Source organism: Streptosporangium sp. H13245 (genome assembly GCF_055690525.1).
Window position 1 is genome coordinate 654884 of record NZ_JBSZKT010000002.1, and the last position, 19282, is coordinate 674165.

The window sequence follows — 19282 nt, forward strand, 5'->3', positions numbered from 1 at the left end:
TCGGGACGTGGGCGGGAACCACCGGCGCCTGCCCGGTTCGCCCGCCCACGCCAGCTTAGGACCGCCGGATCGCGCCTCCGGCCGGGGGAATCCCGCCGCGCCGTGACGGCGTGCGATCAAGCTGAGTAGGGTGCTGCCCGGTATTCACCCTTTTCTGGGGCCTCATCGCTCCGGAGGCGTCGCGGCGTGGGGGCCGTCTCGCTCGGGGACCTTTTGTTCTGGCTTGTTCTGTTCTGGGGGCGTTTCGTGATCGGTCGGATGCTCGTCACGGTGCTGGTGCTGGCGGCGGTCACGGCGCCACCGGCCGTGGCGAAGGTTACGGGAGCGGAGACGGCGGGGACGGCCGCGCCCGTCAGGTGCAATCCCAAGCGCGGCACGACCAGCATCGGGGAGTCCTGGGCCCAGCGGCGGCTCAGCCTCTCCGAGGTGTGGGAGCTGACCAAGGGGGCCGGAGTGACCGTCGCGGTCGTCGACAGCGGGGTGGACACCGGGCACCCCCAGCTGAGGAGGACCCGGTCGATCGACCTGACCGCCACCGGGACCCGCGACTGCCTCGGCCACGGTACGGCGGTGGCGGGCATCATCGCGGCGGCCGAGATGAAGGGGGTGCCCTTCACCGGGGTCGCGCCGAGGGCGAGGCTGATCTCCATCAAGCAGACCTCGGACGGCACCGGCGACGTGGCCCGGCTGGCCGCGGCCATCGTGCGGGCCGCCGAGCTGGGCGCCGACGTGATCAACGTGTCGGTCCAGGCGAGCGACCAGGCCGACCTGCGCAACGCGGTCAACTACGCCCTCGCCATGGACGCGGTCGTGGTGGCCGCGGCCGGCAACGTGCAGAAGGAGGACGGCACCCCGGCACCCGCCTACCCGGCCGCCTACGAGGGGGTCCTCTCGGTCGGGGCCGCCGGTCCCGACGGGGCGAGGGCCGACTCCTCCAACGCCGTCACCCCCGTCTCCGTCCTGGCCCCCGGCCGGAACGTCACGAGCACCTGGGCCGGTCGGGCCTACCGGGAGGACCTGGAGGGCACCAGCTTCGCCGCCCCGTACGTGGCCGGGGTGGTCGCGCTGGTCCGCGCCCGCCACCCCGGGCTGGACAACGTGCGGGTACGGCGGCGCGTCGAGCTGACCGCCGACGGCGGCGCGGGGACGGGCACCGGGGCGGGGATGGTCAACCCCCTACTGGCGGTCTCGGCGATCCTGCCGTCCGAGCAGGTGGCGCTCGCGCCGCGCCAGGCGGCTCCGCTGCCCGGGAACGCGGTGCGGCCCGCGCCCCCCGAGGACTCCCGGGCCATCTCGATCTCGCTCTGGGTCGCGATGGGAGCACTCGTCGTGGGCGTCCTGGTCACCGTGGCGGGAATCGCCGTCCCGATGGGGCGCCGCAGGGGCTGGCGACCCGGCTCCGTCGAGAACCAAACGTAACGAACGGGACTAAAAATACGATCCGGTGCGCCAAATTTGGTTGGATGGTGCCCGATTAGCTTAAAGCGGCTTTATTGACAGCTGTGCTGGAAGGAATGCAATGGGGTATTTGCACCCATTACTGCCTGAAGATCCCAAGCGTATCGGTGTGCACATCCTGGTCGGCCGGCTCGACCCGGATCCAGGACACGCCGTCTACCTGGGACATCTTCCCGACGACGACACCATCCGCGTCATCCGCCTCCTCGCCGCCGAGCCGGAGTCTCCCGACCCCCGGACCCGGGAGCGGATCACCAACGAGCTGCACGCCGCCAAGCGCGCGTCCGGGGCGCACACCGCGAGGCTGCTGGAGGTCGGCTGGTTCGACGACCGCCCGTACGTGGTCCGCGAGCACGTCGAGGGGCCCACGCTGCGGCAGGCGGTGGCCTCGGACGGACCGCTCACCGGGGACGCGCTGGAGCGGTTCGCCACCGGCACGCTCACCGCGCTGACCGCGCTCCACCTGTCCGGCCTCGCCCACGGCTCCCTCACCCCCGACACCGTGCTGCTCGGCCCGGACGGTCCCCGCGTCTTCGACATCGGGCTCGAACCGGTCACGGGCGAGCGGGAGCCGGACTACCGCGCCCCCGAGCAGATCCGCGAGGAGGCCGCCTCCGGCACCGCCTCGGCGGAGGCGGGCAGGCCCGCCGACCTCTTCTCCTGGGCGGCCACGGTCGTCTACGCGGCCACCGGGCGCCCGCCCTTCGACGGACGGCCGGAGAAGGTCCTGGAAGGTCCCGCGGACCTGACCGGCCTGCCCGCCGACCTGCGGTCCCTCCTCGCCTCCTGCCTGGACAAGCGGTCGCAGGAACGCCCGGACGCCAAGGCCGCGATGCTGCGCCTGCTGGGCGAGCCCGAGGTCCCGGACGCGCCCGCTCTCCCGCTTCCCGGACTTGTCTCCGGCGTTCCCGATGTCCCCGGCACCGTCTCGGGTACCGGAACGGACCTCGGGGCGCAGGGCACCGGCGTGGAGGCACGGCCGGACACGGGGACCACGGGGACCACGGGCGGGGACGACTCGCCACGGGGTGAGAACATCCCGGACGTCGCCGTACCGCGGCAGGCGGGGCCCGCGACGTCGGTCTGGGGGGCTCCGCAGCTTCCCCAGGGCGCGTCCCCCGCTCCCGGAGCCACGGACCCGGCACCCGCGAAGGCCGTCAGGGACCGCCCGAGGACGGGCAACTTCTCGATGGCGCTCGCCGCCTGCGTCGGCGTGATCGTCCTGCTCTCCGGGCTCGGGCTGTGGGCCGCCGGGCGGTACACCGCCCTGAGCGACCTGGAGCGGGCCTCCGCCAACGGCGCGCTGCCCGAGGTGTCGCTCGGGCTGGCCGACCAGTCGCGAGACGCGCCGCAGGGGCAGGACCCGGTGCAGGACACCGGGAACAACCCCTCGGGCAAGGTGACCGTCCCCTGGGGGACGACGCCCGCCCCCGAGGTCGCGGAGGTGGGACCGCTGCAGCTGCCCAGCGACGCGCCCACCGGGCTGCCCCAGGTCCCGACCATCGGCCCGTACACCAACCCTCCGCCCGTGCCGACGACGCCGTTCACCACGGCTCCGGCCGTGCCCGGGACGCCGACTCCCACGGCCGGGGTGCCCTCCGCCACCTCGCCGGTCCAGCCGACCCCGACGCCGACGCCGACCCCGTCGTTGACCGTCGAGCCGGAAGGGCCTCCGAGCGGGACCCCGACCCCGACGCCGACCCCCACCCCGGCACCGCCGGGCACCCCGGAGCCCACTCCGACGCCGACGCCCACCCTGACGCCGACGCCGACGCCGCCCCCGGGAACCCCCGGCCCGACTCCCACGCCCACCCCCACGCCGACGCCGACTCCGACCCCCACGCCGACGGCGACCTCGACGCGGCAGGCCGCGAAGCCGACGTCGTCACCGACCAGGCCGTCCTGGAGGCCCTCTCACACGGCGAGGCCTTCTCACACGGCGAGGCCCTCGCAGCCCGCCAGGCCCTCGTGGACGGCCCGGCCGACCGTCAGGCCGACGATCTCCCCCACGTCCACGAGGCCGTCGTCGCCCCCTCCCACGCAGCGCACCAACCCCTACACCCCGGAGAAGGTCTGCGGGCCGGGCTTCTCGGTGCAGCGGCAGGCCCCGTTCAACGGCGGGACGACCTACCAGCTCTTCAACAGCGCCACGAAGAGCACCTGCGTGGTCGCCCTGAAGAGCGCGAACGTGGGAGTCTCGTCCCCGCTCTGGGCCACCCTTGAGGTCCAGGGCAGCCCGCCCAAGACCGACCGGGGCAACTACGAGTACTACGCGGGCCCGGTCGTCCTTTCCTCCCAGGGCAAGTGCGTGCGCTTCAACGGTGGCGGCCCGGCCGGGACCTCCGCCCTCGATTGGGGGAACTGCGGGTAATGCGCGGCGAGCGAGGGAGCACGCCGGGCATGCCTGGCGAACCGTACTCACCCACCGGGGATCCGGAGGCCGACCGGCTCCTCGCGGTGATCGGTGAGCAGACGACCCGGATGGAGGAGGTCGGCCAGGAACTGGCCGAGGCCAGGGGCCGCGGTGAGGCGGCCGGTGGCCACGTGTCGGTGGAGGTGCTGGCCAGCGGCGCGCTGGCGGCGCTCCGCATCGACCCGCGCGCCCTCCGCCTGGGCTCCGAGGCTCTCGCGGAGGCGATCCTGGAGGCCTCGGCTGTGGCCACCAGGGACGCGGCCGCGCAGACCGGCGAGTTGCTGAACTCGCTCCTGGAGGACCCCTTCCGGTACTGACCGGCCTCCCCCGAGCGCAGAATCCGGCCCCGGGCTTTCGCCCGGGGCCGGACTTCGTGGAGATTCTCGCCCCGACGGGCCCGGACCGCTCCCGGCCGGTTCAGGAGGGCGGTCTGGCCGTACGGGAGCCGTGCACGATGAGTTTGGAGACCCACTGCTCCCAGGTGGGGAGGTCGGGGTTTCCCTGGAGCGTGTTGTCGGTGACGGTGTACGTCCCTGAGCCCGCCAGCCGGGACATCAGGTTGCCCACCGCGTTGGGCGGGAAGGCCCTGCCCCAGGGGCCGATCTTGGTCAGGTCGTAGACGCCGTTGAAGGCCATGTTGGCGGCGAAGCCCCGGCCGAACTGCTTGGCGTTCTCCCCCGCGCCGGTGACGTCGTTGCCGGTGAGGTCCTTCTCGACCCCGGCCAGCTCGAAGACGCTCCACTGGATCACCTGCTGGCCGCCCGCGTAGAGGAGGCTGTCGCCCAGGTAGTAGAACGAGTTATAGATGATCTTCTCGACGCTGATCTTGAAGAGCTTCTTCTGCAGGACGGCGCGTCCCTTGAGGAACCTGTCCATGATCTGCTTCTGCACGGCCGCGCCGACGCCCGCGGTGGCCCAGGCCCACGCGACCGTGTAGACCATGTTCACCCAGGCCTGGACGGCGAGCACGATGAGCACGTACTGGGTGATCTCCACGGCGCGGGCGTACTCGCGGCAGGCCGTGGCGATCGCGCGGCAGTAGGTGGCGACGTTGCCGGGATAGGGCCGGAAGGTCTCCGTCCACAGTTTCCGGAACTCCTCCACGGCCTGGCCGCTGTTCTGTTTCCAGACCTGTTCGGCGATGCCGTTCGCGTCGCCCCCGGTACGGTCGATGGCGTCGGCCAGGCCGTCCCAGATGTCCGCGGCCTTGCGCAGCTTGTCCGGGTCGCCGTCCGGCCAGGCCACGCCGAGCATCGCCGTGACGAACCCCGCGGCGCCGAGGGAACCGGCGCCCATCGCGGTCTTGACCGGGTTGGCCCTGACAAACCCCAGCACGCTCATTCGAGTTCCGCCTTGGTGGCGGGAACGCTGATCTCGGGGCCGGTGATCGCGGTGACCAGCGCCCCGACCGTGGACCAGTTGGCCCCGGTGAGGTTGTCACCGGCCAGGGCGAGGTTGTCGCCGATCTTGTCGTAGCCCTCCCTGATGTGCTCGACGTGGGTCTTGGCCTCGTCCCTGGCGGCGAAGTAACCCGTGCCGCCCTCGGTGCCCGCGAACTTCTGCCCGGCCTCGTCGGTGCCCCAGAAGTTACCCAGGCCGTCGAGGGCGGCCATGGCGTCGGTGAAGGCCTTGGCGAGTTCGTCGCGCTCGCCGTGGAAGTCTTCCTTGCGTTTCTTCAGATTGGATGGGCTGACGTCCGTCGGCTCCGGAGGTATTGACAAGAGAGCCCCCTAAACGTGACACACGTTAAGGGGGTGACGCTAGCCATCCATTGTTACGAGAAACCACTCTCTATTGTTTATTTCCGTTCACTTCGCGGAGTCGGGCTGGGGAACGAAAGCGGTCTGGACGAGGCGCACGCCGTTCCTCCGGTCGGAGAGATAGGCGCGTCCCGGCGGCAGCGGGTGCGGGCGCACCCCGAACAGCACGCCCTCGTCCTTGTGGCCCGACATCATGACGGCCGGGGTGGCCATGTCCTTGAGCCGCTGGAGCACCGGGTCGAACATGGCCCGTCCCGCGCCGCCCATCGCGCGGGCCAGCACCAGGTGCAGGCCGATGTCGCGGGCCTGGGGCAGCAGGTCGAGCAGCGCCCCGAGCGGGTTGGCCCCCGAGGCCACCACGTCGTAGTCGTCGACCACGATGTAGATGTCCGCCCCCTTCCACCAGCCGCGCGACCGCAGCTCCTCGGGTGAGAGGTTCGCCGGGGGGAGCCGCTTGACCAGCGACTCCCTCAGCTCGCCGATGAACTCGGCGGCGGCGGTCGAGGAGGCCGCGTACCCGATGCGGTGCTCGGTGTAGGCGGCGTCCAGCAGTGAGCGGCGGTAGTCGATGACGACGAGGCGGGCCTCCACGGGCTGGTGCCGGGCCACGACCCCCTCGGCCACCAGGCGCAGCAGGTTGGACTTGCCGCTCTCGTTGTCGCCGATGACGACCAGGTGCGGGTCCGCGTCGAAGTCGGCGAACACCGGCGACAGGGTGCTCTCGTCGATGCCCAGCGGGATGCGCGCGCCGGACTCCTCGGGTCCCGGCAGGCTCTCGGGCGCGAGCACCGAGGGCAGCAGGCGCACCCTGGGGGCGGGCGGCCCCTGCCAGGCCGTGGCGACGGACTCGATCATCGCCCGGGTGGCGACGGGCAGGTCGTCGCTCTGGCCGCCGCCGTCGACGCGCGGCAGCGCGCTCAGGAAGTGCAGGCCGTCGCGGGTCAGGCCGCGCCCCGGCACGCCCTCGGGAACCGCCATCGCGGTCCTGCGGTTCACCTCGGACTCGTAGGCGTCGCCCAGCCTCAGCTCCACGCGGGAGCCGAACAGGTCGCGGATGGACGGCCGGAACTCCGACCACTTGTTGGTCGCGGCGACCACGTGGATGCCGTAGCTCAGCCCCCGGGCGGCCAGCTCGGTGATCACGGGCTCCAGCGACTCGAACTCCTGGCGGACCGTGAGCCAGCCGTCGACCACGAGGAACACGTCCCCGAAGCCGCCGGGGTCCACGGTCCCCCCGGCGATCTGGCGCCGGTAGGTGGTGATCGAGTCGATGCCCCGCTCGGCGAACTCCCGCTCCCGCCGCGCGAGCAGCGCGGTGACCTCGGCGACCGTACGGCGGACCCGGTCGGCGTCCAGCCGGTTGGCCACCCCGCCGACGTGCGGCAGCCCCTCCAGCGAGGCGAGGGCGCCGCCGCCGAAGTCCAGGCAGTAGAACTGCACCTCGGCGGGGGTGTGGGTGAGGGCGAGACCGGCGATCAGCGTGCGCAGCACGGTGCTCTTGCCGCTCTGCGGGCTCCCGGCCACGGCCAGGTGCCCGGCGGCGCCCGACAGGTCGAGCCAGTACGGGTCGCGCCGCTGCTCGAAGGGGCGGTCGACGACGCCGAGCAGCGCGTGCAGCCGCCCGCGCCCCTGCCACTGCGCGGTCGTCAGCCCGTGCTCGGGGGTGACCGAGAGGGGCGGGAGCAGCTGGTCCAGCGAGGGCGGCTCGGCCAGCGGCGGCAGCCAGATCCGGTGCGCGGGCGGGCCCTGCCCGCCCAGCTTGCGGACCACGACGTCGAGCAGCGTGTCGCGCCCCGTGGTGACGGCCTCGGGCTCCCCCTCGGGCTCGGCCTCGACGGGAGGCGCGATGTAGGCGGGACCGTAGGGGACGATCTGCCGCCCCTCGGCGCGCTCGCGCCGCACGACCCGCCGCTCGGGGGCGTAGGGCCCGGAGACGTACGCGGCCTTGAAGCGGACCATCCCGGTGGTGTCGAACTTCAGGAACGCGTTGCCCGGGGCCGAGGGCAGCTCGTAGGCATCGGTCACGCCGAGCACCACCCGGCTCTCCATCGCCGAGAAGGTCCGCAGGCCGATCCGGTACGAGAGGTGGGTGTCCAGGCCGCGCAGCCTGCCCTCCTCCAGCCGCTGCGAGGCCAGCAGCAGGTGCACCCCCAGCGACCTGCCGAGGCGGCCGATCATCACGAAGAGCTCGATGAACTCGGGCTTGGCCGACAGGAGCTCGCTGAACTCGTCCAGCACCACGAAGAGGGTCGGCATCGGGCGCAGGTCGGTCCCCTGCTCCCTGGCCTGCTCGTAGTCGCGCAGCGAGGCGTAGTTCCCTGCGGCGCGGAGCAGCTCCTGGCGCCGTACCATCTCGCCGTGCAGGGCGGCGTGCATGCGGTCGACCAGCGGCAGCTCGTCGGCGAGGTTGGTGATGACGGCCGCGACGTGCGGCAGGGAGTCCATGCCCAGGAAGGTCGCGCCGCCCTTGAAGTCGACGAGCACGAAGTTCAGGACCTCCGACGAGTGCGCGACGGCCAGGCCGAGCACCAGCGTGCGCAGCAGCTCGCTCTTTCCCGAGCCGGTGGCGCCGATGACCAGGCCGTGCGGGCCCATGCCGCCCTGTGCCGACTCCTTGATGTCCAGCTCGACCGGGCGCCCGTCGGTACCGACGCCGATCGGCACCCGCAGCCGGTTGCGCGGCGCCCTGGGACGCCAGAGCAGCGCCGGGTCCAGCCCCGCGGCGTCGCCGAGTCCCAGCAGCTCGGCCAGCGTGGTGTCGGCCGCGAGCGCGTCGCCGCCCCCCGCCCCGGCCGGGGAGCCGCGCAGCGGGGCCAGCCGCCTGGCGAGCCCGTCGGCCTGCAGGTACGAGAACCGGTCGGGCCTGCCGAGCGGGGTGACGACCTCCTTGCCCGCCTGGTCGGTGGTGACCCGGCTGAACAGGTCCTCGGTGACGCGCAGCCTGAGCATCGTCTTCTCGCCCGCCGGGGTGGTGGTCCCGTCGAGGTCGATGAGGGTGACCCCCTCGATCGCGTCCGCGCCCAGCGGGGAGTCCTGCGGGACGTGCCCGCCGTCGACGATCACGACGTGGTACGGGAGCGCCTCGGCGGAGACGCCCGGCCTGAACCGGGCCCGGTTCTTGAAGTCGGCGCCCAGCAGCCGGTCGAGCTCGCCCAGGTCGTCGGTCATGAGGCGGACGGGCCCCGCGGCGTCGGCCTCGTTCGGGTGCAGGGCGTGCGGGAGCCACTTGACCCACTCCCAGTGGGCCATCCACTCCTTCGAGGCGCACACCGCGATCCTGAGTTCGTCCGGCGAGTGGAAGACGGCCAGCTGGCCGACGAGCGCCCTGACCATGTCGCGGACGGCCGCCTCAGGGCCGGTGGGCCTGACCCTGGCGAAGGAGTGCAGCGAGATGGCGATGGGCAGGTCGGCCACCGTCGAGTGGGCGCGGACGAAGCGGCGCAGCGCCCCGGCGGACATGGCGTCCAGGTCCTCGACCGGCTTGGACTCCGGTGGTACGAGCTGGACGGCCAGGCGCTGGGAGCCGGTGCCCACCCGGACGGCGCCGAAGTCGGCGTCCGAGGGGCGCCGCTCCCACAGGCGGGCGCTCAGCGCGATCGCCCAGAGGGCGTCGGGGGCGGGGCCGTTCCAGTTGAGCGCCTCGCGCTGCCTGCCCGCCGCGCGCCTGACCTTGGCGCGGGTCTGGGACAGGTAGCGGAAGTAGTCGCGGCGCAGGCCGTTGATGCGCTGCTTGCGCTCCCCGCCCGCCCGGCCCATCTGGCCGATGGTCATGCCGACCATGGAGAGCGCGAACATGCCGCTGGCCACGTACATGATCGGGTTTCCGCCGCCGCCCCCGGCGAACATCAGCCCCATCGCGGCGCCACCGGCCACCATCGGCAGGTACATGAGCACCTGCGTGAACCCGGCCGAGGTGGTCTCCGGGATCTCCGGCGGCGACTCCAGGAGGATCTCACCGCGCGGTGACGCCGGAGGCGGACGCCTCTCGGGACGCCGGACGACCACGATGCCCACTTCGCCCCCGAATGTGAGTTAAACAAATATTGCCCCGTCCGGATTACCGTAGCGAAACCGTCCCTCACGGTCGACGGAATCCCCGGGAACGACTCGGCGTCGATTACCGGGCGGGCACGGGGGCGGCACGTGTGCCGCGACCGGGGGTGCGAGAACGTCGTGGACCGGGTGATCGCGAGGTGAACACCGCGGACACCGTGAACAGCGCGAACTCTCGTGACCCCGGCGGTGTCAGGTGACCACCGCGTGAACACGGCGGACTCCACGCCCCGGGACTTTTCCAGGTGATCACAAGGTGAACACGGCGTCCCTTACGGACCCCGCCGGGTGCCGGGTGATCGCGGAGGTGGCTACCATGCGCCCTGTGAACCAGGTGACCGCAATCCCCCTGTGCCGCATCACCGTCGTCACCCCGCACCGCCGGGTCGACCTGGCGGTGCCCTCGGACCTGCCCCTCTCCCACCTGCTGCCCGACCTGCTCGCCGCCACCGGCGAGAGCGCCGAGGAGGTCGCGCCGACCGGCGGCTGGGTGCTCCAGCGAATCGGCGCGGCCCCCATGCCCCCCGGCGCGGGCCTGAACGAGCTGGGCATCAGGGACGGCGAGGTCCTCTACCTGCTGCCCCGCTCCTCCCAGCTGCCCGAGGCGGTCTTCGACGACGTCGCCGACACCGTGGCGACCGGCGTCAAGGAGCGGACCGGCCGCTGGCGGACCGCGCACACCAGGGGTACGGGACTGGGCGCCGCGGCGCTGTCGATGGTCGCCGCGGTCGCGGTGCTCGCGGCGAGCGGGCCGCCCTGGGCGCCGGTCGTCGCCTTCGCCGGGGCGTGCGCGATCCTCGCCGTCGTGGCGGGCGCCGCGCTCTCCAGGGCGGTCGGCGACGGCCGGGCCGGGGCGACCATCGGCTACACCGCGCTGCCCCACGCCTTCCTGGCCGGGGCCTGCGTCCCCGCTCCCCCCGCCGGTCCCGCCGTGTTCGGGGCGCCCAACCTGCTGGCCGGGTTCGCGGTGACCGCGCTGGTCGCCACCGTGACCGGCTGGATCGTCGCCGAGGGACTGCCCAACTTCTTCGGCGTCGGCCTGGCCGCGGTGATCGGGACGATCTGCGCGGCGGTCGTCATGTTCACCGGGGCGCCCGCGCCCGGGGTGGCCGCGGTGGCCGCCGCGGTGACCCTGGCCTGCGCGCCGCTCATCCCGACGGTGTCCTTCCGGCTGGCGCGGCTGCCGATGCCCACGCTGCCGGCCAACGCCGAGGAACTGCGCGGCGACACCGAGGACATCGACGGCGCGGACATCCGGCGGCGCGCGACGGAGGCCGAGCGGTTCGCGACCGGCCTGACCGCGGGCGTCGCCCTCGTCGCCCTGGGCACGCTGCCGGTGGTGCTCACCGCGAGCGGATGGACCGCGCCGGCGACCGTGATCACGCTCTCGCTGGCGCTGCTGATGCGCGCCCGCGTCTTCCAGGGGACCGGGCAGCGGCTCTGGCTGCTCGGCTCGGGGCTGGCCGGGCTGCTCGCGCTGACCCTGGGCGTGGCGTTCACCGTGCCGGGCTCTGCTCCCGCGGTGACGATCGGCCTGGTGTGCGCGGCGGCGCTGACGGGCGGCATGGCGCTGTTCCTGCCCCAGCGGCGGCCCTCCCCGTTCTGGGGACGCGCGGGGGACATCCTGGAGTTCTGCCTGATCCTGGGACTGATCCCGCTCGCCCTCGGGGTGATGGACGTGTACGCGGCCATCAGGGGCCTGTCTGGCTGACCCGGGCTGACCGGACGGGACGCCGGGTGGAGCGCGGGCTCCACCCGGACGGTCAGTCGCGCCTCAGGTCCTCCAGAGTACGGATCAGGTCCTGGCCGATGTCCTCGAAGCGGCGGCGGGCCTCGCCCATGTCCAGCGGGGGCGCGTCGCCGGTGGCGGCGCGCAGCAGCTCCTCGTTCGCGCGCCCGGCGGCCTCCTGCGCGGCGCGGACCGCCTCGGTCACCGCCTCGGCGACGGCCTGGCTGTCCAGGCGCATGATGCGCGGCTCAAGGGTGACCTCCTTGATCCGCCCGGTGCCGTCCACCACGGCGCGGGCCAGGCCGTCGGCGCCGGACCCCTCACCGGTGACGGTCTCCAGGTCGACGAAGACCCCGCTGAGGCGCCGCAGCGTCTCCTCGCTCTGCCGTACGACGGCGTCCAGGTCGTCCAGGCGCAGGTTCTCGGGGTTGGGATCGCTCACTTGTACGGCTCCGGCATCTCTTTCTTGGGTGACAGCCACTCGAACGTCCCGCCCTTGGGCAGCTGGGCGGGCTGTCCGGGGGCCGGGGCGGGCACGGCGTGGTAGGGCAGCAGCGAGGGGTCGATCCTCGCCTTGGTGAAGTCGACCTTGGCCGAGCCGGTGGGCTCCAGGTTGAACGACTGGACCCACGCCTTGCCGGAGAAGTAGACCGACATGCTTCCGGCCGCCGAGGCCACCAGCTTGCCCAGCGCGCCGGTCGAGAGGGCGATGACATGGCTGGCCATGGTGCCCAGCATCTTCAGGTTGACCGTGGCGGTGGCCGCGTACGGGGTCGCCAGCATCGCCGCCGCGATCGTGGCGAGGACCAGCAGGGTTCCCGCGACCTTGGCGATGGCCAGCCAGTACGCGCGGTAGGCGTCTCCCATCTCGTCGACGATCCCGGCGACGTTCTTGACGTAGGCGCGCAGGCTCTCCAGCGCCTCCTGCATCCGCTGGACGGCGTCGTCGAACGCCTCCCTGTCCTCGGCGATCCAGCCGTCCTTCCCCTTGGTGAGCAGGATGGCGACGTAGCTCTTCACCATGGTGTCCAGGCGCGAGTGGATGGACTCCCAGTTGTTGTAGGCGTCGGCCATGCCCGGCACGTTCGCCACGGCGGTGCCCGCGATCGCCACGCCCGCCCACGCGGTGGGCGCGAGCCTGGCGCCGCCCTTGAGGGTGGACAGGACCTTGGTGGAGTTCGTGATCACCCCCTTGGCACTCCTGCCCGCCGTCAGCGGGCTCGGCCTTCCCCCTGGTCTCGCGGTCATGTCAAACCCTCTTCCCCCTGCTCACCGGTACCCGAAGAACGCCGCGGACGGACGGGCCACCGGCGCCGTCCCCTCCCCGCTCACTGGTACACGACGGTGCTGCTGTCTTCCGCCGTCCGCCAGTTGGTGCGGGCGGTGGTCAGCGCGACCGTCCACGACTCCAGCACCTCCACGGCCTCGTCGAACTTGTCCCCGACGTCCTGCCGCACGTTCCGGTAGCGCAGCCCGATCGCGACCTCGCCGACGGCGCCCCAGCCGGGGAAGCCGACCGCCGTGTCGGCCAGCATCGCGTGAAGCTCCTTCATCTTCGGGATGACGTCCTCGTCGATCTCCTTGCGAATACCCTCGATCGCCTTGGAGGTGACGTACCTCTCCTGGGTCATGCGGCCTCCGTGATCACATGTTCTGGGACATCTCCTACCATCTCCCCCTGGCCCCTCCGCCCGTCTCGAAGGCCTGTTCACCGGCTCGCCGACGACTGGAAACACCGGGGACCTCCGCCGTTCACAACCGGCACCCCCCTGCCCGGTGAGTCGATCACGCTTCTATGCTGTCGGCGACCGAGCATCCGGCGAGGCGGAGGTGGGATGCAGACCCGTCGTGATCTCTATCAGGCGCACAGGCTGATGACCCAGCGTCTGGGCATGGCCCTGCTCCAGGGCGAACCCGACGTACCCGAGTCGCCGATGCGCCGGCACAACGTCGCGACGTTCTGCGGCGTGCTGGTCGCGGTGCTGGTCGCGGTGGCGTTCGGCATCTACGGGCTGCTGAAGCCCGGCGGCGCCACCGCGCTCACCGCGCCGGGGACGGTGATCGTCGAGGAGGAGTCGGGCGCGACCTTCGTCTACAGCGCGACGCGGGGCCAGATGATCCCGGTCGCCAACGTGACCTCGGCCCGGCTGCTGCTCGGCGGCGGGCAGGGCGTGGCGGTCCGCGCGGTCACCACGGCGTCCCTCGCGCGCTTCCCCCGCGGGCTCATGGTCGGCATCCCCGGCGCCCCCGAGTCGCTGCCGCCCCACGACCGGCTGGTCCGCGCCCCCTGGTCGGCCTGCGTGGTCGAGGGCGTGGACGCGACCGGTACGCGCTCCCCGCACACCTCGCTGATCGGCGGCTTCAAGGTCGGCGGCACCCCGATCGGGCAGGGCACCGCGATGGTCGTGGAGGAGGGCTCGCAGACCTGGCTGCTCTGGTCCGACCGGCGGATGCGGGTGCCGCAGGAGAGCCTGCGGGCGCTGACCGAGGCGCAGCCCCGGCAGGTTCCGGCGGCCTGGCTCAACGCGCTGCCCATCGGCCCCGACTTCAGCGCCCCGGCGCTCGCCGCCCGGGGCAGGGTGGTGCGCGGTCCCGACGGCAGGCGTTCCGTCGCGGGCCGGATCTACACCGTGCGGGCCGTGTCGGGCGGCGCGGCCAAGTGGTACGTCCTGCTCCCCGACGGCCTGGCCGCGCTCACCACCGCCCAGGCCGAGCTCCTGCTCCAGGACCCGGCCAGCAAGAAGGCGTACGGCAGGGCCCCGGTGCGCGCCGTGGAGATCGACGCGGCGACCGCGAACGGGATGCGGCGCTCGGCCACCCGCTTCGACTCGGCGGGGCTTCCCGAGACCATGCCGCGGATCGTCACCCCCGACCCGGCCTCGCCGGTGTGCGCGGTCTACGCCGACACCGAGCGCGGTTCGACCCGGGCGCGGCTGACCGTCGGCGGCACCATGCGCATCCCCGCGCCGCCCGCGGGCCGGTACGACCAGGACTCGGTGGACCAGGTCGTGCTCCCCCCGGGCACCGCGTCGCTGGTGGGCGTGCTGCCGGGGAACGGCAGGCTGGACGGGGTCACCTCGGTCTTCCTGATCAGCGACCAGGGACGGCGGCACGCGATCACCGCGACGGAGGCGCTGGAGAGCCTCGGCTACACCGCCGCGGACGTCGCGCCGCTGCCCGCGCACATCGTGCACCTGATCCCGCAGGGCCCGGCACTCAACCGGACGGCGGCGGGAGTCCCGGTGCCCGTGGGACAACCGTGACCCCCGTTACCAACGGTATATCTGTTCGTTATTGGTGAGAGACGTAACGGCTGTCCACTTTGTAATGATCGAAACCCTCATGCCAGCAGAGCACCCTGGAGGTGTCACGTGGTCCAGAAGACCTCCGCGTACCATTCGCGGCTCAGTGAGTCATCACAGAAGACCGACGAGGCCAAGGTCACGATCAACCAGATCAAGACCCAGCTCGAAGGCCACCGGGGCGAGCTGCGCGCCGGCTGGGACGGCCAGTCCGCGGTCTCCTTCGACGGCGTGTTCAACGCCTGGAACATCGAGATGACCAAGATCCTGCGCGAGCTCGAGGACCTGTCCATCAAGCTCAAGAACATCCAGAAGAACTACGAGGCGACCCAGGAGGCCCAGACCGCCGTCACCAGCCGCCTCGGCGCCGACATCAACAGCTGACGAACTCAGAACGGGGATCACCATGGCTAACGACGACTTCGACCGCACTCTTGTCGACTTCGGCCAGATGGACCGCTCTGCCGGCGACTTCGCCCGGCAGTGGCAGATGATGGAAGGCACCCTCCAGAACCTGGAAGGGGACCTCGACCGGTTGCTCGGCGACTGGGAGGGCGACGCCCGCGCGGCCTACTACGGGGCCCGCACCCAGTGGGACGCCGCGTCCGGCCGGATGGCCGCGCTGCTCCAGCGCCTCGGTGGCGTCATCGAGATCGGCAGGGAGAACTTCGCGATGACCGAGAAGGTCAACGTCACGATGTTCGACGGGCGCTGATCCCGAAGCTGATCCCGGGGGCGAAGCGGCCACGGCGGTGCCGCGGCCTCTCGTCGCCGGGGAGAACCAACCGGGTCGCGGCGACACCGTGACCCCTCAGTAACGGGGAGAAGAGGCATGCCACCTCCCGAAGAACCAACGGGTCCCGTCTGGCCCGGCCTCGACAAGAACCGCCCGACCGTCGAGCTCAAGCGCGACCGGATCAAGCAGCTCCTCAAGGCCCTGGAGGAGGACGTCGAGCTCCTTGAGGGCTCGAACGAGGGATCGCTGCAGGACATGCGGGCCCTGACCAACCTGACCGAGGCTCAGTTCGGCACCTGGGACACCGCCAAGGACGTCGCCAGGACCGCGCAGAAGGCCCACATGAAGATCGGCACCGTCTACCAGGACACGATCGTCAAGTACCGGGCGGCGATCAACCTGCTGCGGGTCGTCGCCTACAACTACGAGGACGCCGAGCAGGCCAGCACCACGAACAGGACGGTGTGACGTCATGGGCAACGACCATGCGGTCCACCACATCAAGTTCGACGGCGAGAGCGCGCCGCAGGTCGGCAGCCGCGACCACTACAGCGGCTACAGCGCGACCGAGATCAGGACGATGCTCGAGTCCACCAACCCGCGGGCCATCGAGGACGCGGGGCACGCCTACGCCTCCGCGAAGACCATGCTGGGCGGCACCGAGAGCCTGATCAGGGTGGTCGCCGGAGAGCTGTCGGGCGTCTGGAGCGGTGACGCCTCGATCGAGGCGCAGAAGGCGCTCCAGCTCGTCCACAAGACGGTCCAGGAACTGGCCACCCGCTGCGGCCAGCTCGGACCCCCACTGACCTACTACGGCAAGGAGATCCTTCCCTCCTACATCCAGAACTCCGCCAAGAGCGGCTGGTTCGAGTTCGACGACGGGATCGACGTCATCCCGGGCGACAACTTCAACCTGGGCACGGTCGGCGGGATCATCTTCACCGACAAGTCGGAGAACGACCTCGCCCGCGAGGACCTGATGGCTCTCAACAAGGAGCTGATCACCGTCTACGACAACATCCCCGCGACCGTGGAGAAGGACCTGCCCAGGCTGAACGACCCGGCCGCCCCCCCGCTCACCGACCAGAACTATCCGCCGGGCGGCACGGGGAACTACACCGGCGGGTCGGGATACCCCGGCGGCGGCCTGCCCGGTTTCTCGGGCGGCACCGGCTTCCCCGGTGGCGGCTCCGGCTACCCCGGCGGCGGCAGTGGCGGCATGCCCGGCTTCCCCGGCGGCTACCCCGGCGGTCCCGGCACGGGCGGTCCCGGTACCGGCCTGCCGGGCGGGGGCGAGTATCCGGGCGGCTCCAACCCGGCCTACCCCGGGCTCCCCGGTACCGGCGACCCCGGCGCCGGTCTGCCCGGTACGAATCTGCCCGGCACCGGCGGGCCGGGCACCGGCGGCCTGCCGGGGGGCGGCACCATCCCCGCCGCGAACCCCCTCGACCCGACGGGGCTGAACCCGAACGACCCGCGCAACACCCAATTGGCCGGTTTCGAGCCCACCCTGCCGGGTGGTCCTGGTACCGGCCCGGGTGCCGGTCTCGGTCCGGGGACAGGCCCCGGAACAGGTCCGGGTACCGGCCTGCCCCCCTACACCGGCGGCGGTGGAGGTGGTGGCGGTCCGGTCACCACCGCCGGCCCGAGTTCCTGGGTCGGCAACGGCGGCACCACCGGGACCGGCGGCGGCTTCGGCGCCGGGGCCGGAGGTCTGCGGGCCGACGGCCGCAACGGCACGGGAATGGGCATGGGCGGCATGCCCTTCATGCCGATGGGCGGCGGGCAGGGTGAGGGCAACCAGGATCGCGAGCGCTCCACCTGGCTCACCGAGGACGAGGACGTCTGGGGTGGTGACGGCGGCACGGCGCCGCCCGTGATCACCTGACCGGACCTCGCGCGGGGGTGGCGCCGCCTTCCCGCGGCGGCCCCCCGCGCGAGTTCCGTACATCCCCCGCCCTTGGCCCACCCGCTCCGGAAACCCCCGGAGCCGGAAACCATAGCCCGGGAATCCTTTGGAGCCGGAGGCCCCGCCCGGGAACATCCGCCTCAGGCCGTCTCATCGCCCCAGAAGGCGTCGACCTCGTACTGGTTCCGGCTGTGGAACCAGCCCTCGGCGATCCTGCCGTCGCGCATCGTCATGACGTGGGCGAGGTTGTTCTCCAGCGGAAGGTCGCGGTCGGGCCGGGAGGCCGTGTAGGTCGTCAGGGCCACGGCCGTCTCGTCGTCCGACAGCACGCGGTGCACGGTCAGCTTGAGGGTGCCGCCGGTGGTGGCGAACGCGTGGGCGACGAACCCGAGGACGGCGTCGCGGCCGACGTACTCGCCGGTGTTGGCACCTCGCCCCGGGACGTGCAGGACCGAGTCGTCGGTGAGCGCCCTCCCCGCGCGCTCCAGGTCCCCCGCGCCGAGGGCGTCGTAGAGATCCCGTACGGCCTGTGCGTTGCGCTGCGCGTCGTTCATGATGATCCTCTCAAAGAATTTCGACGTAGAAATACTTGCACTCAGGTATTTCGATGTCAAACTATTGGGACCGAGACGTGAGGAGCGCGCATGGAAGACCCGGACGCCGGTGTCCAGCGGATGATCGAGCAGTGGAACAGGGAGATGCCCGACGTGGACCCCCGGCCGATGGCCCTGTTCGGCCGCCTCACCCGTGCCGACACCCTCGCGGGCACCGCCATCGCCGCGACCCTGCGCGCCCACGGCCTCAACCGGGGGGAGTTCGACGTGCTCGCCACCCTGTACCGCTCCGGAGTCCCCGAGGGGCTGTCGGCCGGGGCCCTGTCCTCCTCGATGCTGCTCTCGCCCGCCGCGACCACCAACCGCGTCGACCGCCTGGAGTCGGCGGGCCTGCTGGTCCGCACCCCCGACCCCTCCGACGGCCGGGGCGTACGGGTACGGCTCACCTCCGGGGGACGCGACCTCGTCGGCGGCGCGGTGGGCGACCACCTCCGCGGCATGGAACGGATGCTCTCCGGCCTGTCGGCGGCCGAGCGCGAGCAGCTCTCCGGCCTGCTGGCGAGGCTGCTCCAGAGCATCGCCGCCGGGGACCGGGCCGAGGGCGCCGCGGGATCATGATCCGGCACGCTCGTAGGGTGAGGGGATGAGACTCACGAAATTCGGGCACGCGTGTGTCCGCCTGGAGAAGGACGACTCCGTCCTCGTGATCGACCCGGGCTCCCTCAGCGAGGAGTCCGCGCTCGACAGGGCACGGGCCGTGCTCATCACCCACGAGCACTTCGACCACGTGGACGCCGACCGGCTGCGCCGGGCGGCCGGGGCGAACCCGTCCCTGGAGATCTGGACCAACGAGGGCGTGGCCGCCACGCTCGCCGACGTTCCCGCGAAGATCCAGGTGGTACGGCACGGCGACACCTTCGACACGGCCGGTTTCGGGGTGAGGGTCGTCGGTGAGTGGCACGCCCCCAACCACCCGGACCTGCCGATCGTGCGCAACGTCGGCTTCCTGGTGGACGAGGAGGTCTTCTACCCGGGTGACGCGTTCACCCCGCCGGGTGTCGAGGTGCCCACGCTCCTGGTGCCGACCAACGCGCCGTGGATGAAGGCGTCGGAGATGGTGGAGTATCTCCGCCAGGTCCGTCCCGCCCGCGCCTTCTCCACCCACGACGGCCTGCTCAACGACACCGGGCTCCGCCTGATCGACATGTGGCTGGAGATGGAGTCGGGCAAGCAGCGGGCCGACATGCGCCGCCTCAAGCCCGGCGAGTCGGTCACCCTGCCCTAGAAGCCCTAAGAACCCTGAGGCCCTCGGAGCCCTGAGAACCTTAAGAACCCTGAGGCCCTGGGAGCCCTGGAGCTCTCAAAAGA

At 72.1% G+C, this 19282-nt stretch carries 18 protein-coding genes; 11 read left to right on the forward strand and 7 right to left on the reverse strand.

What is annotated here, in order from left to right; all coding sequences use genetic code 11:
- Nucleotides 1-246 precede the first annotated feature (246 nt).
- From ACW9TB_RS06855 to ACW9TB_RS06865, 3 genes are all read left to right on the forward strand, one after another.
- Complete coding sequence (locus tag ACW9TB_RS06855; RefSeq protein WP_472747067.1) at nucleotides 247-1419, forward strand: S8 family serine peptidase; 1173 nt, start codon at nucleotides 247-249, stop codon at nucleotides 1417-1419.
- A 148-nt stretch (nucleotides 1420-1567) separates the two neighbouring features.
- A complete protein-coding gene (locus tag ACW9TB_RS06860) occupies nucleotides 1568-3829 on the forward strand; it encodes a serine/threonine protein kinase (RefSeq protein WP_472747068.1) in 2262 nt (753 codons plus the stop codon).
- A 29-nt stretch (nucleotides 3830-3858) separates the two neighbouring features.
- On the forward strand, nucleotides 3859-4188 hold the full coding sequence (locus ACW9TB_RS06865; RefSeq protein WP_472747069.1) for a YbaB/EbfC family nucleoid-associated protein: 330 nt from the start codon (nucleotides 3859-3861) through the stop codon (nucleotides 4186-4188).
- Between the two features lie 100 nt (nucleotides 4189-4288).
- On the opposite strand, the gene ACW9TB_RS06870 is transcribed toward ACW9TB_RS06865, so the two are convergent.
- The 3 genes from ACW9TB_RS06870 to eccCa all read right to left on the reverse strand — a co-directional run bounded on the left by ACW9TB_RS06870 (nucleotide 4289) and on the right by eccCa (nucleotide 9645).
- On the reverse strand, nucleotides 4289-5212 hold the full coding sequence (locus ACW9TB_RS06870; protein ID WP_472747070.1) for a WXG100-like domain-containing protein: 924 nt from the start codon (nucleotides 5210-5212) through the stop codon (nucleotides 4289-4291).
- Nucleotides 5209-5592 carry a hypothetical protein gene (locus ACW9TB_RS06875; protein WP_472747071.1) on the reverse strand — a complete coding sequence of 128 codons (384 nt, stop codon included), beginning with the start codon at nucleotides 5590-5592 and terminating at the stop codon, nucleotides 5209-5211. The genes ACW9TB_RS06870 and ACW9TB_RS06875 overlap by 4 nt, the downstream gene beginning before the upstream one ends.
- Before the next feature lie 87 nt (nucleotides 5593-5679).
- Nucleotides 5680-9645, reverse strand: a complete 3966-nt coding sequence (eccCa, locus tag ACW9TB_RS06880; RefSeq protein ID WP_472747072.1) for a type VII secretion protein EccCa — start codon at nucleotides 9643-9645, stop codon at nucleotides 5680-5682.
- A 364-nt stretch (nucleotides 9646-10009) separates the two neighbouring features.
- On the opposite strand from eccCa, the gene eccD reads away from it, so the two are divergent.
- Entirely contained in the window at nucleotides 10010-11395 is a 1386-nt protein-coding gene (eccD, locus tag ACW9TB_RS06885) for a type VII secretion integral membrane protein EccD (protein WP_472747073.1), read from the forward strand.
- Nucleotides 11396-11447: 52 nt separating this feature from the next.
- Here eccD and ACW9TB_RS06890 read toward each other — a convergent pair whose 3' ends face one another.
- From ACW9TB_RS06890 to ACW9TB_RS06900, 3 genes are all read right to left on the reverse strand, one after another.
- Nucleotides 11448-11855 carry a YbaB/EbfC family nucleoid-associated protein gene (locus tag ACW9TB_RS06890; protein WP_472747074.1) on the reverse strand — a complete coding sequence of 136 codons (408 nt, stop codon included), beginning with the start codon at nucleotides 11853-11855 and terminating at the stop codon, nucleotides 11448-11450.
- Nucleotides 11852-12661, reverse strand: coding sequence for a hypothetical protein (locus ACW9TB_RS06895; RefSeq protein ID WP_472747075.1), 810 nt, complete (start codon nucleotides 12659-12661; stop codon nucleotides 11852-11854). The genes ACW9TB_RS06890 and ACW9TB_RS06895 overlap by 4 nt, the downstream gene beginning before the upstream one ends.
- 80 nt (nucleotides 12662-12741) lie before the next feature.
- Nucleotides 12742-13044: a hypothetical protein gene (locus tag ACW9TB_RS06900; protein ID WP_472747076.1), complete on the reverse strand. Its 303-nt coding sequence runs from the start codon at nucleotides 13042-13044 to the stop codon at nucleotides 12742-12744.
- 204 nt (nucleotides 13045-13248) lie between these two features.
- Here ACW9TB_RS06900 and eccB point away from each other — a divergent pair, with 204 nt between their 5' ends.
- The 5 genes from eccB to ACW9TB_RS06925 all read left to right on the forward strand — a co-directional run bounded on the left by eccB (nucleotide 13249) and on the right by ACW9TB_RS06925 (nucleotide 17339).
- Nucleotides 13249-14676 (forward strand): type VII secretion protein EccB, encoded by a 1428-nt coding sequence (eccB, locus tag ACW9TB_RS06905; RefSeq protein WP_472747077.1) that lies wholly within the window; start codon nucleotides 13249-13251, stop codon nucleotides 14674-14676.
- 108 nt (nucleotides 14677-14784) lie between these two features.
- Nucleotides 14785-15099: a WXG100 family type VII secretion target gene (locus tag ACW9TB_RS06910; RefSeq protein ID WP_472747078.1), complete on the forward strand. Its 315-nt coding sequence runs from the start codon at nucleotides 14785-14787 to the stop codon at nucleotides 15097-15099.
- Between the two features lie 22 nt (nucleotides 15100-15121).
- On the forward strand, nucleotides 15122-15430 hold the full coding sequence (locus ACW9TB_RS06915; protein WP_472747079.1) for a WXG100 family type VII secretion target: 309 nt from the start codon (nucleotides 15122-15124) through the stop codon (nucleotides 15428-15430).
- 117 nt (nucleotides 15431-15547) lie between these two features.
- Nucleotides 15548-15919, forward strand: a complete 372-nt coding sequence (locus tag ACW9TB_RS06920; RefSeq protein WP_472747080.1) for a hypothetical protein — start codon at nucleotides 15548-15550, stop codon at nucleotides 15917-15919.
- A gap of 4 nt (nucleotides 15920-15923) precedes the next feature.
- Entirely contained in the window at nucleotides 15924-17339 is a 1416-nt protein-coding gene (locus ACW9TB_RS06925; RefSeq protein ID WP_472747081.1) for a hypothetical protein, read from the forward strand.
- Between the two features lie 161 nt (nucleotides 17340-17500).
- On the opposite strand, the gene ACW9TB_RS06930 is transcribed toward ACW9TB_RS06925, so the two are convergent.
- Nucleotides 17501-17914, reverse strand: coding sequence for a nuclear transport factor 2 family protein (locus tag ACW9TB_RS06930; protein ID WP_472747082.1), 414 nt, complete (start codon nucleotides 17912-17914; stop codon nucleotides 17501-17503).
- Nucleotides 17915-18004: 90 nt separating this feature from the next.
- Here ACW9TB_RS06930 and ACW9TB_RS06935 point away from each other — a divergent pair, with 90 nt between their 5' ends.
- Entirely contained in the window at nucleotides 18005-18532 is a 528-nt protein-coding gene (locus tag ACW9TB_RS06935) for a MarR family winged helix-turn-helix transcriptional regulator (protein ID WP_472747083.1), read from the forward strand.
- 25 nt (nucleotides 18533-18557) lie between these two features.
- Complete coding sequence (locus ACW9TB_RS06940) at nucleotides 18558-19199, forward strand: MBL fold metallo-hydrolase (protein ID WP_472747084.1); 642 nt, start codon at nucleotides 18558-18560, stop codon at nucleotides 19197-19199.
- The last annotated feature ends 83 nt before the right edge of the window (nucleotides 19200-19282 follow it).

Coding starts and splice junctions, on each gene's coding strand:
- ACW9TB_RS06920 (WP_472747080.1), top strand. CDS start 15,548: ATGCCACCTCCCGAAGAACCAACGGGTCCCGTCTGGCCCGGCCTCGAC.
- ACW9TB_RS06940 (WP_472747084.1), top strand. CDS start 18,558: ATGAGACTCACGAAATTCGGGCACGCGTGTGTCCGCCTGGAGAAGGAC.
- eccB (WP_472747077.1), top strand. CDS start 13,249: ATGCAGACCCGTCGTGATCTCTATCAGGCGCACAGGCTGATGACCCAG.
- ACW9TB_RS06915 (WP_472747079.1), top strand. CDS start 15,122: ATGGCTAACGACGACTTCGACCGCACTCTTGTCGACTTCGGCCAGATG.
- ACW9TB_RS06935 (WP_472747083.1), top strand. CDS start 18,005: ATGGAAGACCCGGACGCCGGTGTCCAGCGGATGATCGAGCAGTGGAAC.
- ACW9TB_RS06930 (WP_472747082.1), bottom strand. CDS start 17,914: ATGAACGACGCGCAGCGCAACGCACAGGCCGTACGGGATCTCTACGAC.
- ACW9TB_RS06895 (WP_472747075.1), bottom strand. CDS start 12,661: ATGACCGCGAGACCAGGGGGAAGGCCGAGCCCGCTGACGGCGGGCAGG.
- ACW9TB_RS06865 (WP_472747069.1), top strand. CDS start 3,859: ATGCCTGGCGAACCGTACTCACCCACCGGGGATCCGGAGGCCGACCGG.
- ACW9TB_RS06900 (WP_472747076.1), bottom strand. CDS start 13,044: ATGACCCAGGAGAGGTACGTCACCTCCAAGGCGATCGAGGGTATTCGC.
- ACW9TB_RS06925 (WP_472747081.1), top strand. CDS start 15,924: ATGGGCAACGACCATGCGGTCCACCACATCAAGTTCGACGGCGAGAGC.
- ACW9TB_RS06870 (WP_472747070.1), bottom strand. CDS start 5,212: ATGAGCGTGCTGGGGTTTGTCAGGGCCAACCCGGTCAAGACCGCGATG.